The sequence below is a fragment of the Niabella sp. ZPM-14 genome (assembly GCF_055693045.2).
Map to the genome: position 1 here is coordinate 3,477,024 of NZ_CM181148.1, position 15,747 is coordinate 3,492,770.

Below are 15,747 nucleotides of genomic sequence, written 5' to 3' on the forward strand. Positions count from 1 at the left end.
GAATAGTTTGATGCACGGCGCTGGGCTGGTCTGACCGTCCCGGTTTGACCAACTCAGCGACTCCACCGGAAAAGAAGTATAATAGCCCGGTCAAAGGATGTTGTGTGCTTTAAGTAAAAAGTTTGATAACGGGGCCACTTGTCTGACCGTCCCGGTCTGACAAGTGATCATTGGTCGAATGGGGTGGACCAGACCAATTAAGCTGCTTCGCCGGAAAAGAGATATAGTAACCTTTCCAAAGCTCAATGAGTGCTTTAAGTAAAAAGTTTGATAATGGGGCCCACTTGTCTGACCGTCCCGGTCTGACAAGTGAGATTAGCATCGAGCTATTCCGGTCAGGACGGTGAGACCGGCTATCAGCAGGTTACTTCATTACCTGAAAAAATCAAGCGAACTAAAGCCGCAGATCCGGGCGGCAAGTTCTTTGTTGCATATACTTCCCTGTCTTTTACGCGCGTAATCTTTAAAAGAGGAATATTCCCATTCGAAGGGATGCTGTACCAGGTTGGCTTCAACCGGGTTTTGGTGAATATAATTGAAGCAATTATAAATATAATCAGGGTAATTACACCAGTCCTTAAAGAGCTGATGATCTTCGTATAAATTCTTTGACTTTGTTTTTTGCCGGAAGAGAGAGCCTGATCGGTTGTACTTTGTATTATAGATTCTGGCATACCCGCTGAGCAATTTTCTGATTCCATTCGTAAGCAGATCGATATCTATACCGCCTTGTCGTATGATGTGACTGCTTTGTTGGGTCGTATATACCAGTAGATGAAAGTGATTCTTCATGAGGCACCATGCCAATATCTCGCAAGAAGGTTGGATCAATTGACGAAGAAGGTTCAGAAAAAGATAATAGTCCTCGTCACAACGAAAAATTGTTTCCTTATTATTGCCTTGGTTAAAAATATGATACGGTGTTTCTGGTGAAAATTTCATGTTAGCGGTTTGTGTAAATTTATCGAATTCAGCGAATATCTGGTCAGACCGGGACGGTCAGACCAGCTCAGCGACTCCACCGGAAAAGAAGCATAATAACCTGGACAAAGTATGTTGTGCGCTTTAAGTAAAACGTTTGATAGGGAGACCAACTTGTCTGACCGCCCCGGTCTGACAAGTTATCATTGGTCAGACCGGGACGGTCAGACCAGCTCAGCGACTCCACCGGAAAAGAAGCATAATAACCTGGACAAAGTATGTTGTGCGCTTTAAGTAAAACGTTTGATAGGGAGACCAACTTGTCTGACCGCCCCGGTCTGACAAGTTATCATTGGTCAGACCGGGGACGATGAGACCAGCTCAGGGACTCCACCGGAAAAGAAGTATAATAGCCTGGAAAAAGTATGTTGTGCGCTTTAAGTGAAAAGTTTGATAATGGAGCTCACTTGTCTGACCGTCCCGGTCTGACAAGTGAGCAAAAGAATGTTGTGCGCTTTAAGTAAAACGTTTGATAGCGCGGCCAACTTGACTGACCGTCCCGGTCTGACAAGTCAGACAAGCCTCGAGTTATTCCGGTCAAGGAGGTCAGACCAGCACCTTGCCATTATAACGTAACGATGACATTATAATAAAACGCTTTTGGTTAATTTTGCGCTATGGAAACAACAATAGTGACCAGTCCGGTGATCTTAACCGCCGGGGCTGTGAAAGAAATAAAGAGATTGATCAGTGAGCCGGGTTTTGATACCACCCAGTATCTGCGCATAGGCGTGAAGGGGGGAGGGTGTAGCGGTATGAGCTATGTGCTGGGGTTTGACGCAAAATCTGAAGCAGACAAAGAGTTTGAAATTGAAGGCATCAAATGCATCATTAATAAATCTCATGAACTCTATCTAGCTGGCATGGAAATCGACTGGAGCGAAGGCCTTGACAACAGGGGTTTTACCTTTACCAATCCTAATGCCAGCAGCACCTGTGGGTGTGGTACCAGTTTTGCCGTTTAGGCGCTTCCTTGCGCAGGAAAAGATGTTTATTTTGTGAAACGGCCGTTTGCGGAAGCAAGATCATTCGTTTCTGTTCCAATCGCGGTTCTATATATTTTTCACCGAAGATAAACTTTGCGATCTTTGCGCGATAATTCATTGAGCTTATGCCAGATATTCATTATTCCTCTTGTCCTGTATGTCATTCGGAAGAGCTGCAACCGGTTTTTAATGTTAAAGACTACACCGTCAGCGGACGGGAATTCGGGATCGTTCATTGCAATGCATGTACGGCCCGCATCACGCAGGATGTTCCCGGGATCGATGATATCGGCCCTTATTATAAATCAGAAGATTATATCTCGCACACCAATACCAGTAAAGGTCTTATCAACCGGCTCTACCAGGCCGTGCGCGTAAGAACCATGAAGCAGAAAGCCGGCATTGTCAGAAAGCATACCGCTTTAAAGGCCGGCAAGCTACTGGACATTGGCTGTGGCACAGGCACCTTTCTGCACACCATGCAGCAACAAGGCTGGGAGGTAACCGGACTGGAGCCCGACGCAGACGCCAGGCAGGTCGCAAAAGAACAATACGGCGTCGCGGCAAAGCCGTCCCACGAGCTGTTCCACCTCGAACCTCAACACTTTGATGCCATCACGCTCTGGCATGTGCTGGAACACGTTCACCAGCTGCATGACTATGTAGCGCAAATGAAACAATTGCTAAAAGCCAGCGGCGTTTTATTTATTGCCGTACCTAATTATACCAGCAAAGACGCTACCGCTTATGGGCAGTATTGGGCAGGCTATGACGTGCCCAGGCATTTATACCATTTTTCTCCCAGGGCGATGGAGCAGCTGCTCGCGCAGCATGGGCTTCAAATAGCCGACATGCTACCCATGTGGTTCGACAGTTTTTATGTAGACATGCTGAGCAGTAAATATAAGACCGGCCGTATCAGTTATATCGGCGCGGGCCTCCACGGCCTGGCTTCCAACATCAACGCGGTCGGCAATGTAAAAGAATGCTGCTCGGTAATTTATGTAATTCGCGCTGCATCCGCTTAAGCCGCCTTATAACGGTTACTTCCCAAACTGTACTTCGTACAGCTCCGGCCATTTTTTACCAGTGATATAGATTTTCTTGGTGTCGGCATCATAAGCGATACCATTAGGTACATTGTTTGGATCCATGCCGTTGATCCGTTGCCAGATATCCGAAACATCAATTTTTCCTACAATAAAACCGGTCTCCGGATCGATCTTCCAGATGTACGGCTGCTGCCACATGTTTGCATACACAAAACCATCAATATATTCCAGCTCGTTAAGGTTGTAAGCCAGCTCGCCATTGTGCGTCACTGATTGAGTGTGGAGCAGCTTAAACGTACCCGGTTCGTAGAAATATAAATTTCCAGAACCATCCGTCACGATCAGTTCCTTGCCATTATGGGTAATACCCCAGCCGTCCGTGTTGATTTCAAATTCCTTCAATTTCTTAAAGTCCATGTCGTAGGCAAACACTTTCTTTTCGGTCCAGGTCAGTTGGTAAATCGTATCGTTAAGAATGGTAATGCCTTCTCCAAAATCATGCTCGTTCAAAGGCAAGGCTTTCAGTGCCTGGCCATTTTCTATGTTGATCTTATAGAGATGAGAATTCTTGCTACTCACCGGAGGCGTATCCACGTCGCCGCCTGTGCCTTCATACATAGCGCCTTTATAAATGACGAGCCCCTGCGTAAAAGAGGACGTGTCATGGGGATAGCTTTTAATAATGGAAAGGCTGATATTCGGTATGGCACTACCGGCGGCGTTGCCGTTATCCGTGTTGCTGGTGTCAGAGCCTCCGTCTTTGCAGGCCGTAAAAGTTAGCGCGCATACAATGGATAAAATGAAATAACGTTTCATGGTATAAAAAAATAATGGTGCAAACGTACATTAAAATTTCTATCTGCCTGCGGAAGCTATTGTCGGGTGCATAACATTCTTTTTATGTGATTTTTTACCGCAAAGAGTGCGAAAAGATTTGTTCGTAAAGCACGTAGAGTAGGAAGTTGTTTAACCTTTTGAATATTTTTCAGCAAAACATTTCAAAATAATATCCTCACCCGGTCTGACGGTCTCCGTCTGACCGTTTCTGTACGCAAGCACCAAGCAAATCATCGGATCAGTGCGCAACCCTGTCGGATAGGTTCGGAACCCCGCCGGACACGTCCGGAACGCATATTTCGGGGTGGAACAACCGGTAGCGAGCGGCTTAGCACCGCGTGATAGGGGTGTAGAACCGCTTCAGACAGGTCGGCAACCGCTGCGAATGATTATAACAATGGTATGGATCAGTGCGCAACCCTGCCGGATAGGTTCGGATCCGCGCCGGACACGTCCGGAACGTATATTTCGGGGTGGAACAACCGGTAGCGAGTGGCTTAGTACCGCGCGATAGAGGTGTAGAACCGCTTCAGACAGGTTGCCAACCGCTGCGAATGATTATAACAATGATATTGACCGGTGCGCAACCCCGCCGGATAGGTTCGGATCTGCGCTAATCTACTTTCAGCCTCCCGATTACCGCCTTGCTCAATCCCGTTATCTTCATGATGGCTTCTATTGCATATCCCTCTTTCTTCATCGTGCGGGCGATTTCTTTGCGTTCCTTCTTTCTACCTTCTTCGCTTCCCAGTTCTTTTGCTGCTTTTTCGTATCGCTGCTTAATCTCGTATGGGGGTACATATTTGAGGCTCTGCTCCAGCTCCCTCATTACGCCGTTGTCCTGGAAACTAAAAAACTCGCTTTCGCTGATAATGATGTGGTCGAGCACCGGTACGTTCACGATCCTGCCCGTTTGTATCAGCCTGTCGGTAACATCAAGGTCGGCATGGCTGGGCTTCAAGATGCCGCCGGGGTGGTTGTGTACCAATAATATCTTTACCGCACGTTTTTGCAAAGCCACGCTAAACACCTCCATAGGCTCGGCAATGGTCTTGTTGATAGAGCCCATGCTTATCAGCTCAATGTTGAGGATGCGGTGGGCATTGTCGAGGCTCACCGTCCATAAATGCTCGCGGTTGCGGTCTATCTTGCTCTCCCGCATCAGTATCTGCCGCATGATGCCAAAGATATCTTCTGAGCACAAAATGCGTATCTGGTCTTCTTTTTTTAAACGTACGTTCATAACAGTGTCCGGCTAAATGATGGGCCTAAAAATAAGCATTATTTTCGGGCCGATACAGGCAGCATGCCCCACGAAAAATAGTAACGAGGCTGCCACATGCGACGGTGCATATTTGTAAGCTGTGTCAGGAAGAGAGACGTCATATTAAACCATTTATGAATGAAAGCAATATGATGATCCGAAGTGCTAATTTTGAACCAAATATACCCGGCTGTTGTTAACCACATAAGCCTTCTTTTTTAATTTATGAATACGACGAAAAACCCGTCCTTGTTATTGGTGATATCCGCTTTTGCAGCGGTCTACCTGATCTGGGGATCTACCTATTTTTTTATTGAAATGGCGGTCAAAAACATTCCGCCCATGATCCTGGGCGCTACGCGCTTTTTAGCATCGGGGAGCATCATGATGATCTGGGTTGCCTCGCGGGGCGAGCGGGTCTGGGACCGGCAGGCTTTGGCGCCGGCTATGATCAGCGGCCTGTTGATGCTGTTTTTAGGGAATGGCGCCGTCATATGGGCCGAGCAGTTTTTGCCCAGTTCCTTTGTCGCTATTTTCCTGGCATCGGCGCCGCTCTGGTTTCTCTTGTTGGATAAAGTGAACTGGCAACAAAACTTCCGGAATAAATTTACGTTGATCGGTGTGGCTATCGGGCTGATCGGCGTAGTTGCCTTGTTCTACGAAAAGATAGCCGCAAGCGGGTACCAGCAAAGCCTGCCTGCACTGATCATTCTTTGCCTGGCCAATATCAGCTGGGCGTTGGGATCGCTCTATTCCAAATACAAAGTTCGCAACACTTCCGCTTCTGTCAACTCTGCCTGGCAGATGCTGGCCGCAGGCCTGGCTTTTGCATGCACGGGGCTTCTCAATGGGGAGGCCGCGTCGGTACAATGGTCGGCTATTCCCGCTAAGGCATGGATGGCCGTGGGGTACCTTATCGTTTTCGGATCGATCATAGGCTATAGCGCTTATGTATTTCTATTGAGTGTCCGCAGCGCTACGCAGGTGAGTACGTATGCCTATGTGAACCCGCTGGTGGCCGTGCTGCTGGGCGTTCTGATCAACCATGACCGGCTCTCGGCCATGCAATTGGGAGGTCTCGCTGTTATTCTTTTCAGTGTCTTTTTTATTAACCTGGCCAAACGCAATCAACTTAAAATGAAAGCACGCCTTGGCGCCGAAACTTAGCGCGCCCTCTTGCAACTATTTTACAGGTTCTGTGTTTTTAGTTAGTGGTATCTAAAAATAGGTGCCCGTCCACACCCGCATCAGCCCGAAAAGGATGTGGTCCGTTTATATTTTACAATAGCTTCAACACATAATTCAGCGATCATGAGCGACCAGGATTCAGGCAGGATCAGGTATTCTATATTAGATCTGGCAACGGTTTGCCAGGGCGATTCCCTTCAAAAAACTTTCGAAAGAAGCCTGGCAACGGCCAGGTTTGCAGAGCAGCAAGGGTATACCCGTTATTGGTTTTCTGAGCACCATAATATGGAGAGCGTGGCCAGCGCCGCAACGTCCGTATTGATCGGCTATGTAGCCGGAGGTACGCAAACCATTCGCGTCGGCTCCGGGGGGATTATGTTACCCAACCATGCTCCGCTGATCATTGCCGAGCAATTTGGTACACTGGCTTCGCTTTATCCGGACAGGATCGATCTCGGCCTGGGAAGAGCACCGGGAACCGATGGCCTGACTGCCATGACCATTCGAAACAGCCCCATCAACGCGCCGTATGATTTTAAAGCAAACATCCGGCAGCTACAGACTTACTTTAGTGAAGATAACAAATACGCCAAGGTGCGCGCACTTCCGGGCGAAGGTGTTGATGTTCCCATCTGGGTGCTGGGCTCCAGCACCGACAGCGCCTACCTTGCGGCTCAAATGGGCCTGCCTTATGCCTTCGCTGCACATTTTGCACCGGCGCAACTGAAGCAAGCCTTATCTATTTATAAGGAATATTTTACTCCATCCGCCGTGTTGAGCAAGCCCTATGCAATGGCGTGTGTAAACGTAATCGCTGCCGACACAAACGAGGAAGCAGCCTTTTTGTCAACCTCCATGTTCAAAATGTTCCTGGGCATATTTACCAATTCCCGTTCGCCGCTGATGCCGCCTTTTGAGCCCGAACAGCTCGCGGATCTCTGGACGCCGGAGCAGGAATATGGCGTGAAACACATGCTTTCCTATGCGTTTATTGGTGACCAGCAAAGTATCGCAGCCGACATCGCAGCTTTTGTGAAAGAGATGGGCATTCAGGAGGTTATGGCTATTTCCCAGATCTTCGATCAACAGAAAAAAGAACACTCCTTCCGCTTGTTTAAAGAAGTGATCACTGTTATTTAGGGTTTCTATCAACCCGTTTATATAAGTTGCCATAAGCACTACAAATGAACGGAGCGTCGCAAGATCGATGCGTTGTATTGACAGCTGACCTGGTAGCAAATCTAATTGCCTTTAAACTCGGTGCATAACATTTTTTTTATGTGCTTTTTTACCGCGAAGCGAGCAAAGATTTGTTCGCAAAGCACGCAGAGATAGAAGTTGTTTAACCTTTTGAATATTATTCAGCAGAACATTTCAAAATAATAAGCTAACCCGGTCTGACGGTCTCCGTCTGACCGTTTCTGTACGCAAGCACCCATCAAATCATCGGATCAGAAAGCGCTACCAGCGCCAGGAATTAGTGCGGGACCGCTGAAGTCATAAAAACCGGCATGAGATATCGCTCTTATTGGCACACATGATCCGCCTCCATCCCTTTTGCAGAATGAAAAAAGTTGAAACAACGCGCGGGATAAAAATGTTATGCACCCTTTAAACTTTTATTCCGCCGGCATTATCCCTAAATTAGTACCTTCAACACCTAAACAAAAAATTGTATGGATAACGCGATTCAACAAAAAGTCGATCAATGGTTGCAGGGTAATTACGATGCTGATACCAAAAATGAAATCAAAAGATTGCAGTCCGAAAATCCTAATGAACTGGCCGACTCATTCTACCAAAATCTTGAATTCGGAACCGGGGGGCTCAGAGGTATTATGGGCGTTGGTACCAACCGGATGAATAAATATACGGTAGGAATGGCTACGCAGGGATATGCTAATTATCTGAAAGCTTCCAACAGCGGTGAAGTGAAAGTGGCCATTGCCCATGACAGCCGCAATAACAGCCGTTTCTTTGCCGAAACGACTGCTCATGTTTTTGCCGCTAATGGAATAAAAGTCTTTTTGTTTGAAAGCCTTCGTCCTACGCCAGAATTATCTTTTGCGATCAGGACGCTCGGATGCCAGGGCGGTGTGGTTTGCACGGCGTCGCACAATCCCAAAGAATATAACGGATATAAAGCCTATTGGAATGATGGAGGGCAGCTGGTACCGCCCCATGATAAAAATGTGATTAAAGAAGTTGAAAAGATACAGTCGGTAGACGATGTGAAATGGAGCGGGGAAGAAGGAAATATCACCATCATCGGAAAAGATATGGACGAACAGTATATCGAAATGGTGAAGGGACTGAGCGTTTATCCTGAAGTCATTGAAAAGCACAGCGACCTTAAGATCGTGTATACGCCGATTCACGGCACAGGCATCACTTTGGTGCCACAGGTGCTGGAGAAATTTGGATTCAAAAATGTTCATATTGTTAAAGAACAGGAAACGCCCGATGGTAATTTTCCTACGGTGGCCTACCCCAATCCGGAGGAAAAAGAAACGATGAGCATCGGCCTGGATAAAGCGAAAGAGCTGGATGCCGACATCCTGTTGGGTACGGATCCGGATGCCGACCGCGTAGGTATCGGTATCAAAAATCATAAGGGCGAATGGGTGCTCATGAATGGTAACCAGACGGCCGTGCTCGCATTCAACTACCTGCTCGAAGCCAGGAGGGAAAAAGGCATTGCGCAGCCTGATGATATGATCATTACCACCATTGTAACCACCGGCATGGCCGATGATCTCGCGCGGGGCAATAATGTTAATTGTTACCGGGTGCTTACGGGCTTCAAATGGATCGCGGAAATGATCCGGCTGAAAGAAGGCAAAGAGAATTATGTGATCGGAGGCGAAGAGAGTTTCGGCCTGATGATCGGCGATAAGATCCGCGATAAAGATGCGGTCAGCGCAGTGGCTTTGTTATGTGAAATGGCCGCTTACGAAAAAGATAAAGGCAAAACACTGTTCGATAAATTGATCGAGCTGTATATTAAATATGGCTTCTATAAAGAAGACCTGATCTCGATCACTAAAAAAGGAATGGACGGTCAACAGCAGATTGCAGCGATGATGCAGGAATTTCGCGATAACCCGCCCAAAGTGATCAATGGCTCAAAAGTGACTACCGTACTGGACTACGATAACGGGGTTGCCACTAATGTGCAAACGCACGATGTGACACCGATCGACCTGCCGAGATCAAATGTGTTGCAGTTCATAACAGAAGATGGCTCGCTCATCTCTGCTCGTCCAAGTGGTACCGAACCAAAAATAAAATTCTACTTCAGTGTGAAGGAACGCCTGGAAAGTGCAGAACAGTTTGACGAAGTGAATGAAAAGCTGGATGCGAAAATCCGCGCGATCATCAGCGACATGAAATTACAGTAGTTGTTTGCACTATAGGGTCAGAAGAGCCGCCTGAAGCCAGGTGGCTCTTTTACATAGGAGAAAACAGTACAAGGATCCCGGCAAAAGATGAATTTCGTCTGATCAAAACGAACCAGATAAGAAGCCGCTGCCCGAGGGGGCAACCAGCTTTGAACGTTCAGAGGCAACCGTTTATTGTTTTTCTTCGATAGATCTATAATGATATTCCGGTCTGGCTTAAGATAGATGATACATGGCGTAATAATCGATGAATTCTGCCTGAACTTCTTTCTTCCGTTTGAAGAAAATCCTTCTGACGATTCTCAGGCAAGATGCAATGAACGATTTAAATACACTCGCAAATTTTTTGTCTTTCATGATGCGTGGTTTATAGGCTTAAATAAATATCCAATGTTGATTGGACGAATTTATGTGGCAAAGAGGGTTAAAATTAGGGTATTTTTCCCGTAGGAGGGGGTACCCTATTTGAGTGTGGATAAACTCCCGGGCGGTTGTAGACAACCGGCGGCCTGGACCAAAAAGCGGTGCAGGAGAGTCAAGCGAGCTCGTTTGGCGGTAGCCGGACCTGGTCGGGCCGTCCCGGTCTGGCAGATCACCTTAAACCCCTGTATGCAGTTTCAAAAAGTTTATTTTTGGTCATCAACTATGCAACGCAGATTTTTTCAGAAATGGCTCGGATGGATCATGCTCCTGGCACTGGTGATTTCCATTAAAGTTCTGTCGATCGATCCGTCCTGGGTAGAACAGTATTACACCTACGGCGCCTACCCGGTTATCGCCACCACTTTAAGATATTTGTTCGGCTGGCTACCTTTTAGTATAGGCGACCTGCTGTATCTTTTTGTCGTCATTTTTCTCGTTTATAAGATAAGAAATCTTGTCAAAAGGGTCAGGCGCAAAGCGTTCTCCCGGGCATACGCGAAGCAATTTTTCCGGAAAAGTCTCTTCGCGGTGTTGTTGATCTATGTTGTTTTTTACGGGATGTGGGGGCTGAATTATTCACGTGAGGGTATCGCTAACCAGCTTGGACTGAAAGTGGAAGACTATGCCACCAGGGATGTGGACACGCTGGTCAGTCTGCTGCATACCCGGTTAAACGAACAGGCAGCTCTTCTTACCGGAAGCATGCGCGACTCCTTCTCAACCAAGCGGGATGTGTTGTACAACGCAAGCCTGCTCTATGAGATCGCTGGCGAGCGCTACCCGTTTTTAGCGCATCGCGGGTTTTCGGTGAAGCCTTCGATGTTCAGCTACCTGGGTAATTACATGGGTTTCCAGGGATACTATAACCCATTTACCGGTGAAGCGCAGGTCAATACAACCATCCCGCCGTCAGTAGAGCCCTTTGTGGCTTCGCACGAGATCGCCCACCAATTAGGTTATGCTAAAGAGAGTGAAGCCAACTTTGTGGGCTTTTTATCCTGCCGCCTTCATCCTTCAGTCAACTTCAAGTACTCCGTGTATTTTGATATGTATCATTATGCAATCCGGGAACTAGCTGTAACAGATTCGGTAAAAGCAAAAATGTACGACAGCACGCTGCACCAGCAGGTAAAAAAGGATATGGCAGATTACATCGCGTTTTATAAAAGATACAGGAACCCTGTCGAACCGTACATCGATAGGTTTTACAGCTACTTTTTGAAAGCTAATAACCAACCCAATGGCAGGAAATCTTACAACGAAGTGGTTACCTGGCTGATCGCCTATTATAAGAAGTATGGGAAAGCTGTGATTTAAGCGTGCCTGATTCGTTACTGTACCTGAACGTAGCTAACGCATTTACTATTCCTTTGTCATGCCCAGGATGTTGACGACGGGTGCCACAACCGCCTTGCTCTTGTCATACACGTAGTCTACATAAATGTTCACCTTGTCCCCGTTTCGAAGGCTCCGGATAAATTTCACGTAGTTCAGGTTGTAATCCTTTTTATAATAGTTGCTCAAAAGCACTCTGAAATTTTCAAGTGGGTCTCTTCCCGCTTCTCCGTTTACGAGATGCGTTTTGTATTGCGTTACCTCGAAGTTGGCATAGTGGCCAGAGGCACCACAGGACACAGGGCATTGCAGTGTATAAGCGGTACAAAGTTCGTAATGGATATCGGTGAGCCGGGCTTCAAAAATGTGAGTGGAGGTGTAGGGTTTTTTGTCTACGGTTTCAGGTATAGGCATTTCGAGCTCTTCCGGGCTCTCGTTGATGGCCGTTGACTTAGAACATGAGCTGAAAAGAAAGGCCCAGATAGCTACACAAGCGAAGTATTTACTCATAACAAGCTAAAGTTGAAGATTTAGAAAAGAAGATATTTTTAGGAGAGACGTGGAAAAAGTGACAGGTGCAACACCAGGCAATTTTTATCTTGTCACTTAAATCATTGATTTTTAACCAGGTATTTCCAGGGCGCTTATGGCTTCTAATCCCTTATAAATCCGTACCTTTGCAGTCCGAATTTTAAACCCTTCGGATTTTTTTATGAATTTTTATTTTAAACAATTAAACGCTGATGCACAGGAGAACGCGGGTGCTACCGAGCCGGTAGAGGAAGCTTCTGCAGCGACAACAAACACACCTGTGGAGACGCCAGCTCCGGCTCCTGCAGCTGAAGCGGTGGAAACTGCGCACGACGATTTCGATTGGAGCGTAGACAAACGTAATGTATCTTCTTATTCAAAAGAAGAAAAAGAGAAGTATGACAAAGTTTACGAAAACACTTTCATTCAGTTGAACGACGGTGAATTGGTAAACGGTACTGTTGTAGGACTTACCAAGACCGATGTGGTATTGAATATCGGTTTTAAAAGTGATGGCCTGATTTCTCTGAACGAATTCCGTGATCTGCCCGGCCTGTCTATCGGTGACGAGGTGGAAGTGATGATCGTTGAGAAAGAAGACAGGGACGGTCACCTGAACCTGAGCCGCAAACAAGCCCGCACTACACGTGCCTGGGAAAAAATTGTTGAGGTTAACAAAACAGGTGAAGTGGTTACAGGTCTGGTTACTTCTAAAACTAAAGGTGGCTTGATCGTTGACGTATTTGGAATGGAAACCTTCCTTCCAGGTTCTCAGATCGATGTTAAACCCGTTACTGACTACGATCAGTTTGTGGGTAAAACCATGGAGTTCAAAGTGGTTAAGATCAACGAAACCATTAAGAATGCGGTGGTATCTCACAAAGCGCTTATCGAAAGCGATATGGAAGCACAACGTGCTGAGATCATCGGTAAACTGGAAAAAGGTCAGGTACTGGAAGGAACTGTTAAGAATATCACAGACTTCGGTGCGTTTATGGATTTGGGCGGCTTAGACGGTCTGTTGTACATCACCGACATTTCATGGGGACGTATTTCTCACCCGAACGAGGTGCTGAAAATGGATCAGAAACTGAACGTGGTGGTATTGGATTTCGACGACGAGAAAAAACGTATCAGCCTTGGCTTGAAACAACTGACTCCTCATCCTTGGGATGTATTGCCTGAAGATATCGCTGAAGGCAACACTGTAAAAGGTAAAGTAGTAAATATCGAAGACTACGGTGCATTCCTGGAAATCTATCCGGGTGTTGAAGGCCTGGTTCACGTAAGTGAGATCACATGGGCGAACACACCGATCAATGCTAAAGACTTCTTCAAACTGGGCGATGAGCACGAAGCGAAGATTGTTACTTTAGACAAGGATACCCGTAAGATGAGCCTTTCTATCAAACAATTAACTGAAGACCCATGGAATGATATCGAAAGCAGGTTTGCTGAAGGTACCAAGCATGAGGGCGAAGTTAAAAACATCACTAACTACGGTGTGTTTGTAGAATTAGCACAAGGTATCGGCGGTATGATTCACATCAGTGATCTGAGCTGGTTAAAACGCTTCAACCATCCTGGTGAGTACACTAAGGTAGGCGAGAAGATCGATGTGATGATCCTGGGTATCGATAAGGAAAACCGCAAACTTCAGTTGGGACACAAACAACTGGAAGAAGATCCCTGGAATACTTTACAGGATACCTTCGCTATCGGTACTGTTCATGACGGAACCATTACCCGCAAAGACGACAAAGGTGCAACTATACAGTTACCTTACGGCTTAGAAGGTTTTGCTCCTAACCGTCACCTGGCTACCAAAGATGGAAAATCTTTGAACCTGGATGACACGGCTCAGTTTGTAGTGATCGAGTTCGACCGTAACGAAAAACGTATTGTTGTATCTCATGCAAGAGTGTGGGAGCAAGAGCAATATGCAGAGCGTGAAGGTGTGAAAAAAGCAGAGCGTGCAGAAGCTGAGAAAACCAAGAAAGTGGTGAAGTCTATTCAAAGCAAAGTAGAAAAAGCAACCTTGGGTGACCTGGGTGTGTTAGCTGATCTGAAAAAGAAAATGGATCAGGAAGCTAATGCAAAACCAGCATCTGATGCAGGTTCTGACGAAAAAGCATAATGGATTTTCTTTAATAGCAATGCCCCGGCTCAGGTCGGGGCATTTTTTTTGCATGAAGTTACACGAACCAATATGGTAATATTATGATGCGCATACGGATACTTTTCTTACTGATGGTGACGGGCTTTTCTGTTGCTCATGCCCAGGTCAAAGAGCTCGACATTAATCTTATCGGCTATGATTATCCTTTCGAGGTACAATTCATCACTATCAATGCTCAGCAACAGCAGCTAAAAATGGCTTATATGGATGTGAAGCCATTGGCTCCTAACGGGAAAACAGTAGTGCTGCTCCATGGCAAAAACTTCAATGGTGCCTATTGGCGGGAGACGGCCAACGCTTTGAGCAGGCATGGTTTCAGAGTGGTCATCCCGGATCAGATCGGTTTCGGAAAGTCTTCAAAACCGGAACATTTCCAATATACTTTTCAACAGCTGGCCGCCAACACGAAGCAGGTGCTGGATACCTTACATATCGCGAAGGCTGTCGTTCTCGGCCATTCCATGGGCGGGATGCTCGCTACCCGTTTCGCCCTGATGTTTCCTGGCACGACAGAACGATTGATATTAGAGAACCCCATCGGGCTGGAGGATTGGAAGCAGGTGGTTCCTTACCAAACGGTAGATGACTGGTACCAGAGAGAGTTAAAGCAATCTTACGAAAAGATCAGGCAGTATCAGATCAAAAGCTATTATGATGGTCAATGGAAACCAGCCTACGATGAATGGGCACGCCTGCTGGCCGGCTGGACACTGAATAAAGAATATCCTTTAATAGCCTGGAATGCGGCGCTGACCTACGATATGATCTTCACACAGCCGGTGGTTTACGAATGGGGTCAGATCAAATGCCCGGTACTGCTGATCATCGGCACGCGCGACCGGACGGCCTTAGGGAAGGACCTGGCACCCAGGGAAGCCCAGAGTAAGATGGGGCTTTATAACCAGCTCGGCAAACAGACCGCTGAAAAAATCCCCAACGCTACCCTGGTGGAGCTGGACAATATTGGTCACCTACCGCATATAGAAAGCTTTGACCGGTTCATCAGGCCGTTGGTTGACTTTCTCGATAAATAACGCAGCGTTTCGCTGCCAAAGATTTCTTTTAGCAGTTGAATTTCAATTTTTGTGCTTTGCCGGTAGAATGCGTAACTTTCTGATCTAAAAACCAAACAAAAATGAAAATCGTAAAATTCATCCTTTGCCTCCTGTTCGGGTTAATGTTTATTCATTCGGGGTTAAACAAGATCTTTCAATACATGCCCCCACCCGAACTCACCGAAGAACAAATGAAAATTTTTGGCGCGTTCATGCAGATCACCTGGCTGATGCCCCTTGTTGCGGTGGTGGAAATTATCGGCGGAATCCTGTTCATCTTTCCCAAGACCCGTGCGTTGGGCGCTATCGTGATACTGCCGGTGATGGTCGGTATCGTGTTGCACCACGCTGTAATGGATCCCGGAACACTGGCTATTCCGTTGGTGCTCTTCGCCATCAACATCTGGATGATCCTGGATAACCGCAAAAAATATGAAGCGCTGGTTAGTTAACATTTCTGATCGGAAAGACAAAAAAAGCCGGCTTCAAGCCGGCTTTTTTATATGCAAATATTC

At 46.7% G+C, this 15,747-nt stretch carries 14 protein-coding genes; 9 read left to right on the plus strand and 5 right to left on the minus strand.

The window, feature by feature from the left end:
• Positions 1–372: 372 nt before the first annotated feature.
• Positions 373–942, minus strand: a complete 570-nt coding sequence (locus tag ACU37H_RS14780) for a transposase (protein WP_472703335.1) — start codon at positions 940–942, stop codon at positions 373–375.
• Positions 943–1,598: 656 nt separating this feature from the next.
• Here ACU37H_RS14780 and ACU37H_RS14785 point away from each other — a divergent pair.
• Both ACU37H_RS14785 and ACU37H_RS14790 read left to right on the plus strand, forming a co-directional pair.
• Complete coding sequence (locus ACU37H_RS14785) at positions 1,599–1,946, plus strand: HesB/IscA family protein (RefSeq protein WP_472706322.1); 348 nt, start codon at positions 1,599–1,601, stop codon at positions 1,944–1,946.
• 146 nt (positions 1,947–2,092) lie between these two features.
• Positions 2,093–2,995 carry a class I SAM-dependent methyltransferase gene (locus ACU37H_RS14790; protein WP_472706320.1) on the plus strand — a complete coding sequence of 301 codons (903 nt, stop codon included), beginning with the start codon at positions 2,093–2,095 and terminating at the stop codon, positions 2,993–2,995.
• 15 nt (positions 2,996–3,010) lie between these two features.
• Here ACU37H_RS14790 and ACU37H_RS14795 read toward each other — a convergent pair whose 3' ends face one another.
• Entirely contained in the window at positions 3,011–3,835 is an 825-nt protein-coding gene (locus ACU37H_RS14795; RefSeq protein ID WP_472706318.1) for a glutaminyl-peptide cyclotransferase, read from the minus strand.
• 634 nt (positions 3,836–4,469) lie between these two features.
• Positions 4,470–5,099: a JAB domain-containing protein gene (locus ACU37H_RS14800; protein ID WP_472706316.1), complete on the minus strand. Its 630-nt coding sequence runs from the start codon at positions 5,097–5,099 to the stop codon at positions 4,470–4,472.
• A 246-nt stretch (positions 5,100–5,345) separates the two neighbouring features.
• Here ACU37H_RS14800 and ACU37H_RS14805 point away from each other — a divergent pair, with 246 nt between their 5' ends.
• From ACU37H_RS14805 to ACU37H_RS14815, 3 genes are all read left to right on the plus strand, one after another.
• Positions 5,346–6,287 carry an EamA family transporter gene (locus ACU37H_RS14805; protein WP_472706314.1) on the plus strand — a complete coding sequence of 314 codons (942 nt, stop codon included), beginning with the start codon at positions 5,346–5,348 and terminating at the stop codon, positions 6,285–6,287.
• 144 nt (positions 6,288–6,431) lie between these two features.
• On the plus strand, positions 6,432–7,448 hold the full coding sequence (locus ACU37H_RS14810) for an LLM class flavin-dependent oxidoreductase (protein WP_472706312.1): 1,017 nt from the start codon (positions 6,432–6,434) through the stop codon (positions 7,446–7,448).
• Between the two features lie 536 nt (positions 7,449–7,984).
• A complete protein-coding gene (locus ACU37H_RS14815) occupies positions 7,985–9,709 on the plus strand; it encodes a phospho-sugar mutase (RefSeq protein ID WP_472706310.1) in 1,725 nt (574 codons plus the stop codon).
• A 216-nt stretch (positions 9,710–9,925) separates the two neighbouring features.
• On the opposite strand, the gene ACU37H_RS14820 is transcribed toward ACU37H_RS14815, so the two are convergent.
• The gene (locus ACU37H_RS14820; protein WP_472706308.1) at positions 9,926–10,066 is read right to left on the minus strand and encodes a hypothetical protein; all 141 of its coding nucleotides are present in this window, start codon (positions 10,064–10,066) and stop codon (positions 9,926–9,928) included.
• Between the two features lie 288 nt (positions 10,067–10,354).
• On the opposite strand from ACU37H_RS14820, the gene ACU37H_RS14825 reads away from it, so the two are divergent.
• Positions 10,355–11,449 (plus strand): DUF3810 domain-containing protein, encoded by a 1,095-nt coding sequence (locus ACU37H_RS14825; protein ID WP_472706306.1) that lies wholly within the window; start codon positions 10,355–10,357, stop codon positions 11,447–11,449.
• Between the two features lie 45 nt (positions 11,450–11,494).
• Here ACU37H_RS14825 and ACU37H_RS14830 read toward each other — a convergent pair whose 3' ends face one another.
• On the minus strand, positions 11,495–11,977 hold the full coding sequence (locus ACU37H_RS14830) for a hypothetical protein (RefSeq protein WP_472706304.1): 483 nt from the start codon (positions 11,975–11,977) through the stop codon (positions 11,495–11,497).
• A 202-nt stretch (positions 11,978–12,179) separates the two neighbouring features.
• On the opposite strand from ACU37H_RS14830, the gene rpsA reads away from it, so the two are divergent.
• From rpsA to ACU37H_RS14845, 3 genes are all read left to right on the plus strand, one after another.
• Entirely contained in the window at positions 12,180–14,135 is a 1,956-nt protein-coding gene (rpsA, locus tag ACU37H_RS14835; RefSeq protein WP_472706302.1) for a 30S ribosomal protein S1, read from the plus strand.
• 83 nt (positions 14,136–14,218) lie between these two features.
• Positions 14,219–15,211 (plus strand): alpha/beta fold hydrolase, encoded by a 993-nt coding sequence (locus ACU37H_RS14840; RefSeq protein ID WP_472706300.1) that lies wholly within the window; start codon positions 14,219–14,221, stop codon positions 15,209–15,211.
• Positions 15,212–15,312: 101 nt separating this feature from the next.
• Entirely contained in the window at positions 15,313–15,684 is a 372-nt protein-coding gene (locus tag ACU37H_RS14845) for a DoxX family protein (RefSeq protein WP_472706298.1), read from the plus strand.
• The last annotated feature ends 63 nt before the right edge of the window (positions 15,685–15,747 follow it).

What these genes read in the sequence shown, in the direction of transcription:
- ACU37H_RS14780 (WP_472703335.1), bottom strand. Translation starts at nt 942, where the DNA reads ATGAAATTTTCACCAGAAACACCGTATCATATTTTTAACCAAGGCAAT.
- ACU37H_RS14785 (WP_472706322.1), top strand. Translation starts at nt 1,599, where the DNA reads ATGGAAACAACAATAGTGACCAGTCCGGTGATCTTAACCGCCGGGGCT.
- ACU37H_RS14790 (WP_472706320.1), top strand. Translation starts at nt 2,093, where the DNA reads ATGCCAGATATTCATTATTCCTCTTGTCCTGTATGTCATTCGGAAGAG.
- ACU37H_RS14795 (WP_472706318.1), bottom strand. Translation starts at nt 3,835, where the DNA reads ATGAAACGTTATTTCATTTTATCCATTGTATGCGCGCTAACTTTTACG.
- ACU37H_RS14800 (WP_472706316.1), bottom strand. Translation starts at nt 5,099, where the DNA reads ATGAACGTACGTTTAAAAAAAGAAGACCAGATACGCATTTTGTGCTCA.
- ACU37H_RS14805 (WP_472706314.1), top strand. Translation starts at nt 5,346, where the DNA reads ATGAATACGACGAAAAACCCGTCCTTGTTATTGGTGATATCCGCTTTT.
- ACU37H_RS14810 (WP_472706312.1), top strand. Translation starts at nt 6,432, where the DNA reads ATGAGCGACCAGGATTCAGGCAGGATCAGGTATTCTATATTAGATCTG.
- ACU37H_RS14815 (WP_472706310.1), top strand. Translation starts at nt 7,985, where the DNA reads ATGGATAACGCGATTCAACAAAAAGTCGATCAATGGTTGCAGGGTAAT.
- ACU37H_RS14820 (WP_472706308.1), bottom strand. Translation starts at nt 10,066, where the DNA reads ATGAAAGACAAAAAATTTGCGAGTGTATTTAAATCGTTCATTGCATCT.
- ACU37H_RS14825 (WP_472706306.1), top strand. Translation starts at nt 10,355, where the DNA reads ATGCAACGCAGATTTTTTCAGAAATGGCTCGGATGGATCATGCTCCTG.
- ACU37H_RS14830 (WP_472706304.1), bottom strand. Translation starts at nt 11,977, where the DNA reads ATGAGTAAATACTTCGCTTGTGTAGCTATCTGGGCCTTTCTTTTCAGC.
- rpsA (WP_472706302.1), top strand. Translation starts at nt 12,180, where the DNA reads ATGAATTTTTATTTTAAACAATTAAACGCTGATGCACAGGAGAACGCG.
- ACU37H_RS14840 (WP_472706300.1), top strand. Translation starts at nt 14,219, where the DNA reads ATGATGCGCATACGGATACTTTTCTTACTGATGGTGACGGGCTTTTCT.
- ACU37H_RS14845 (WP_472706298.1), top strand. Translation starts at nt 15,313, where the DNA reads ATGAAAATCGTAAAATTCATCCTTTGCCTCCTGTTCGGGTTAATGTTT.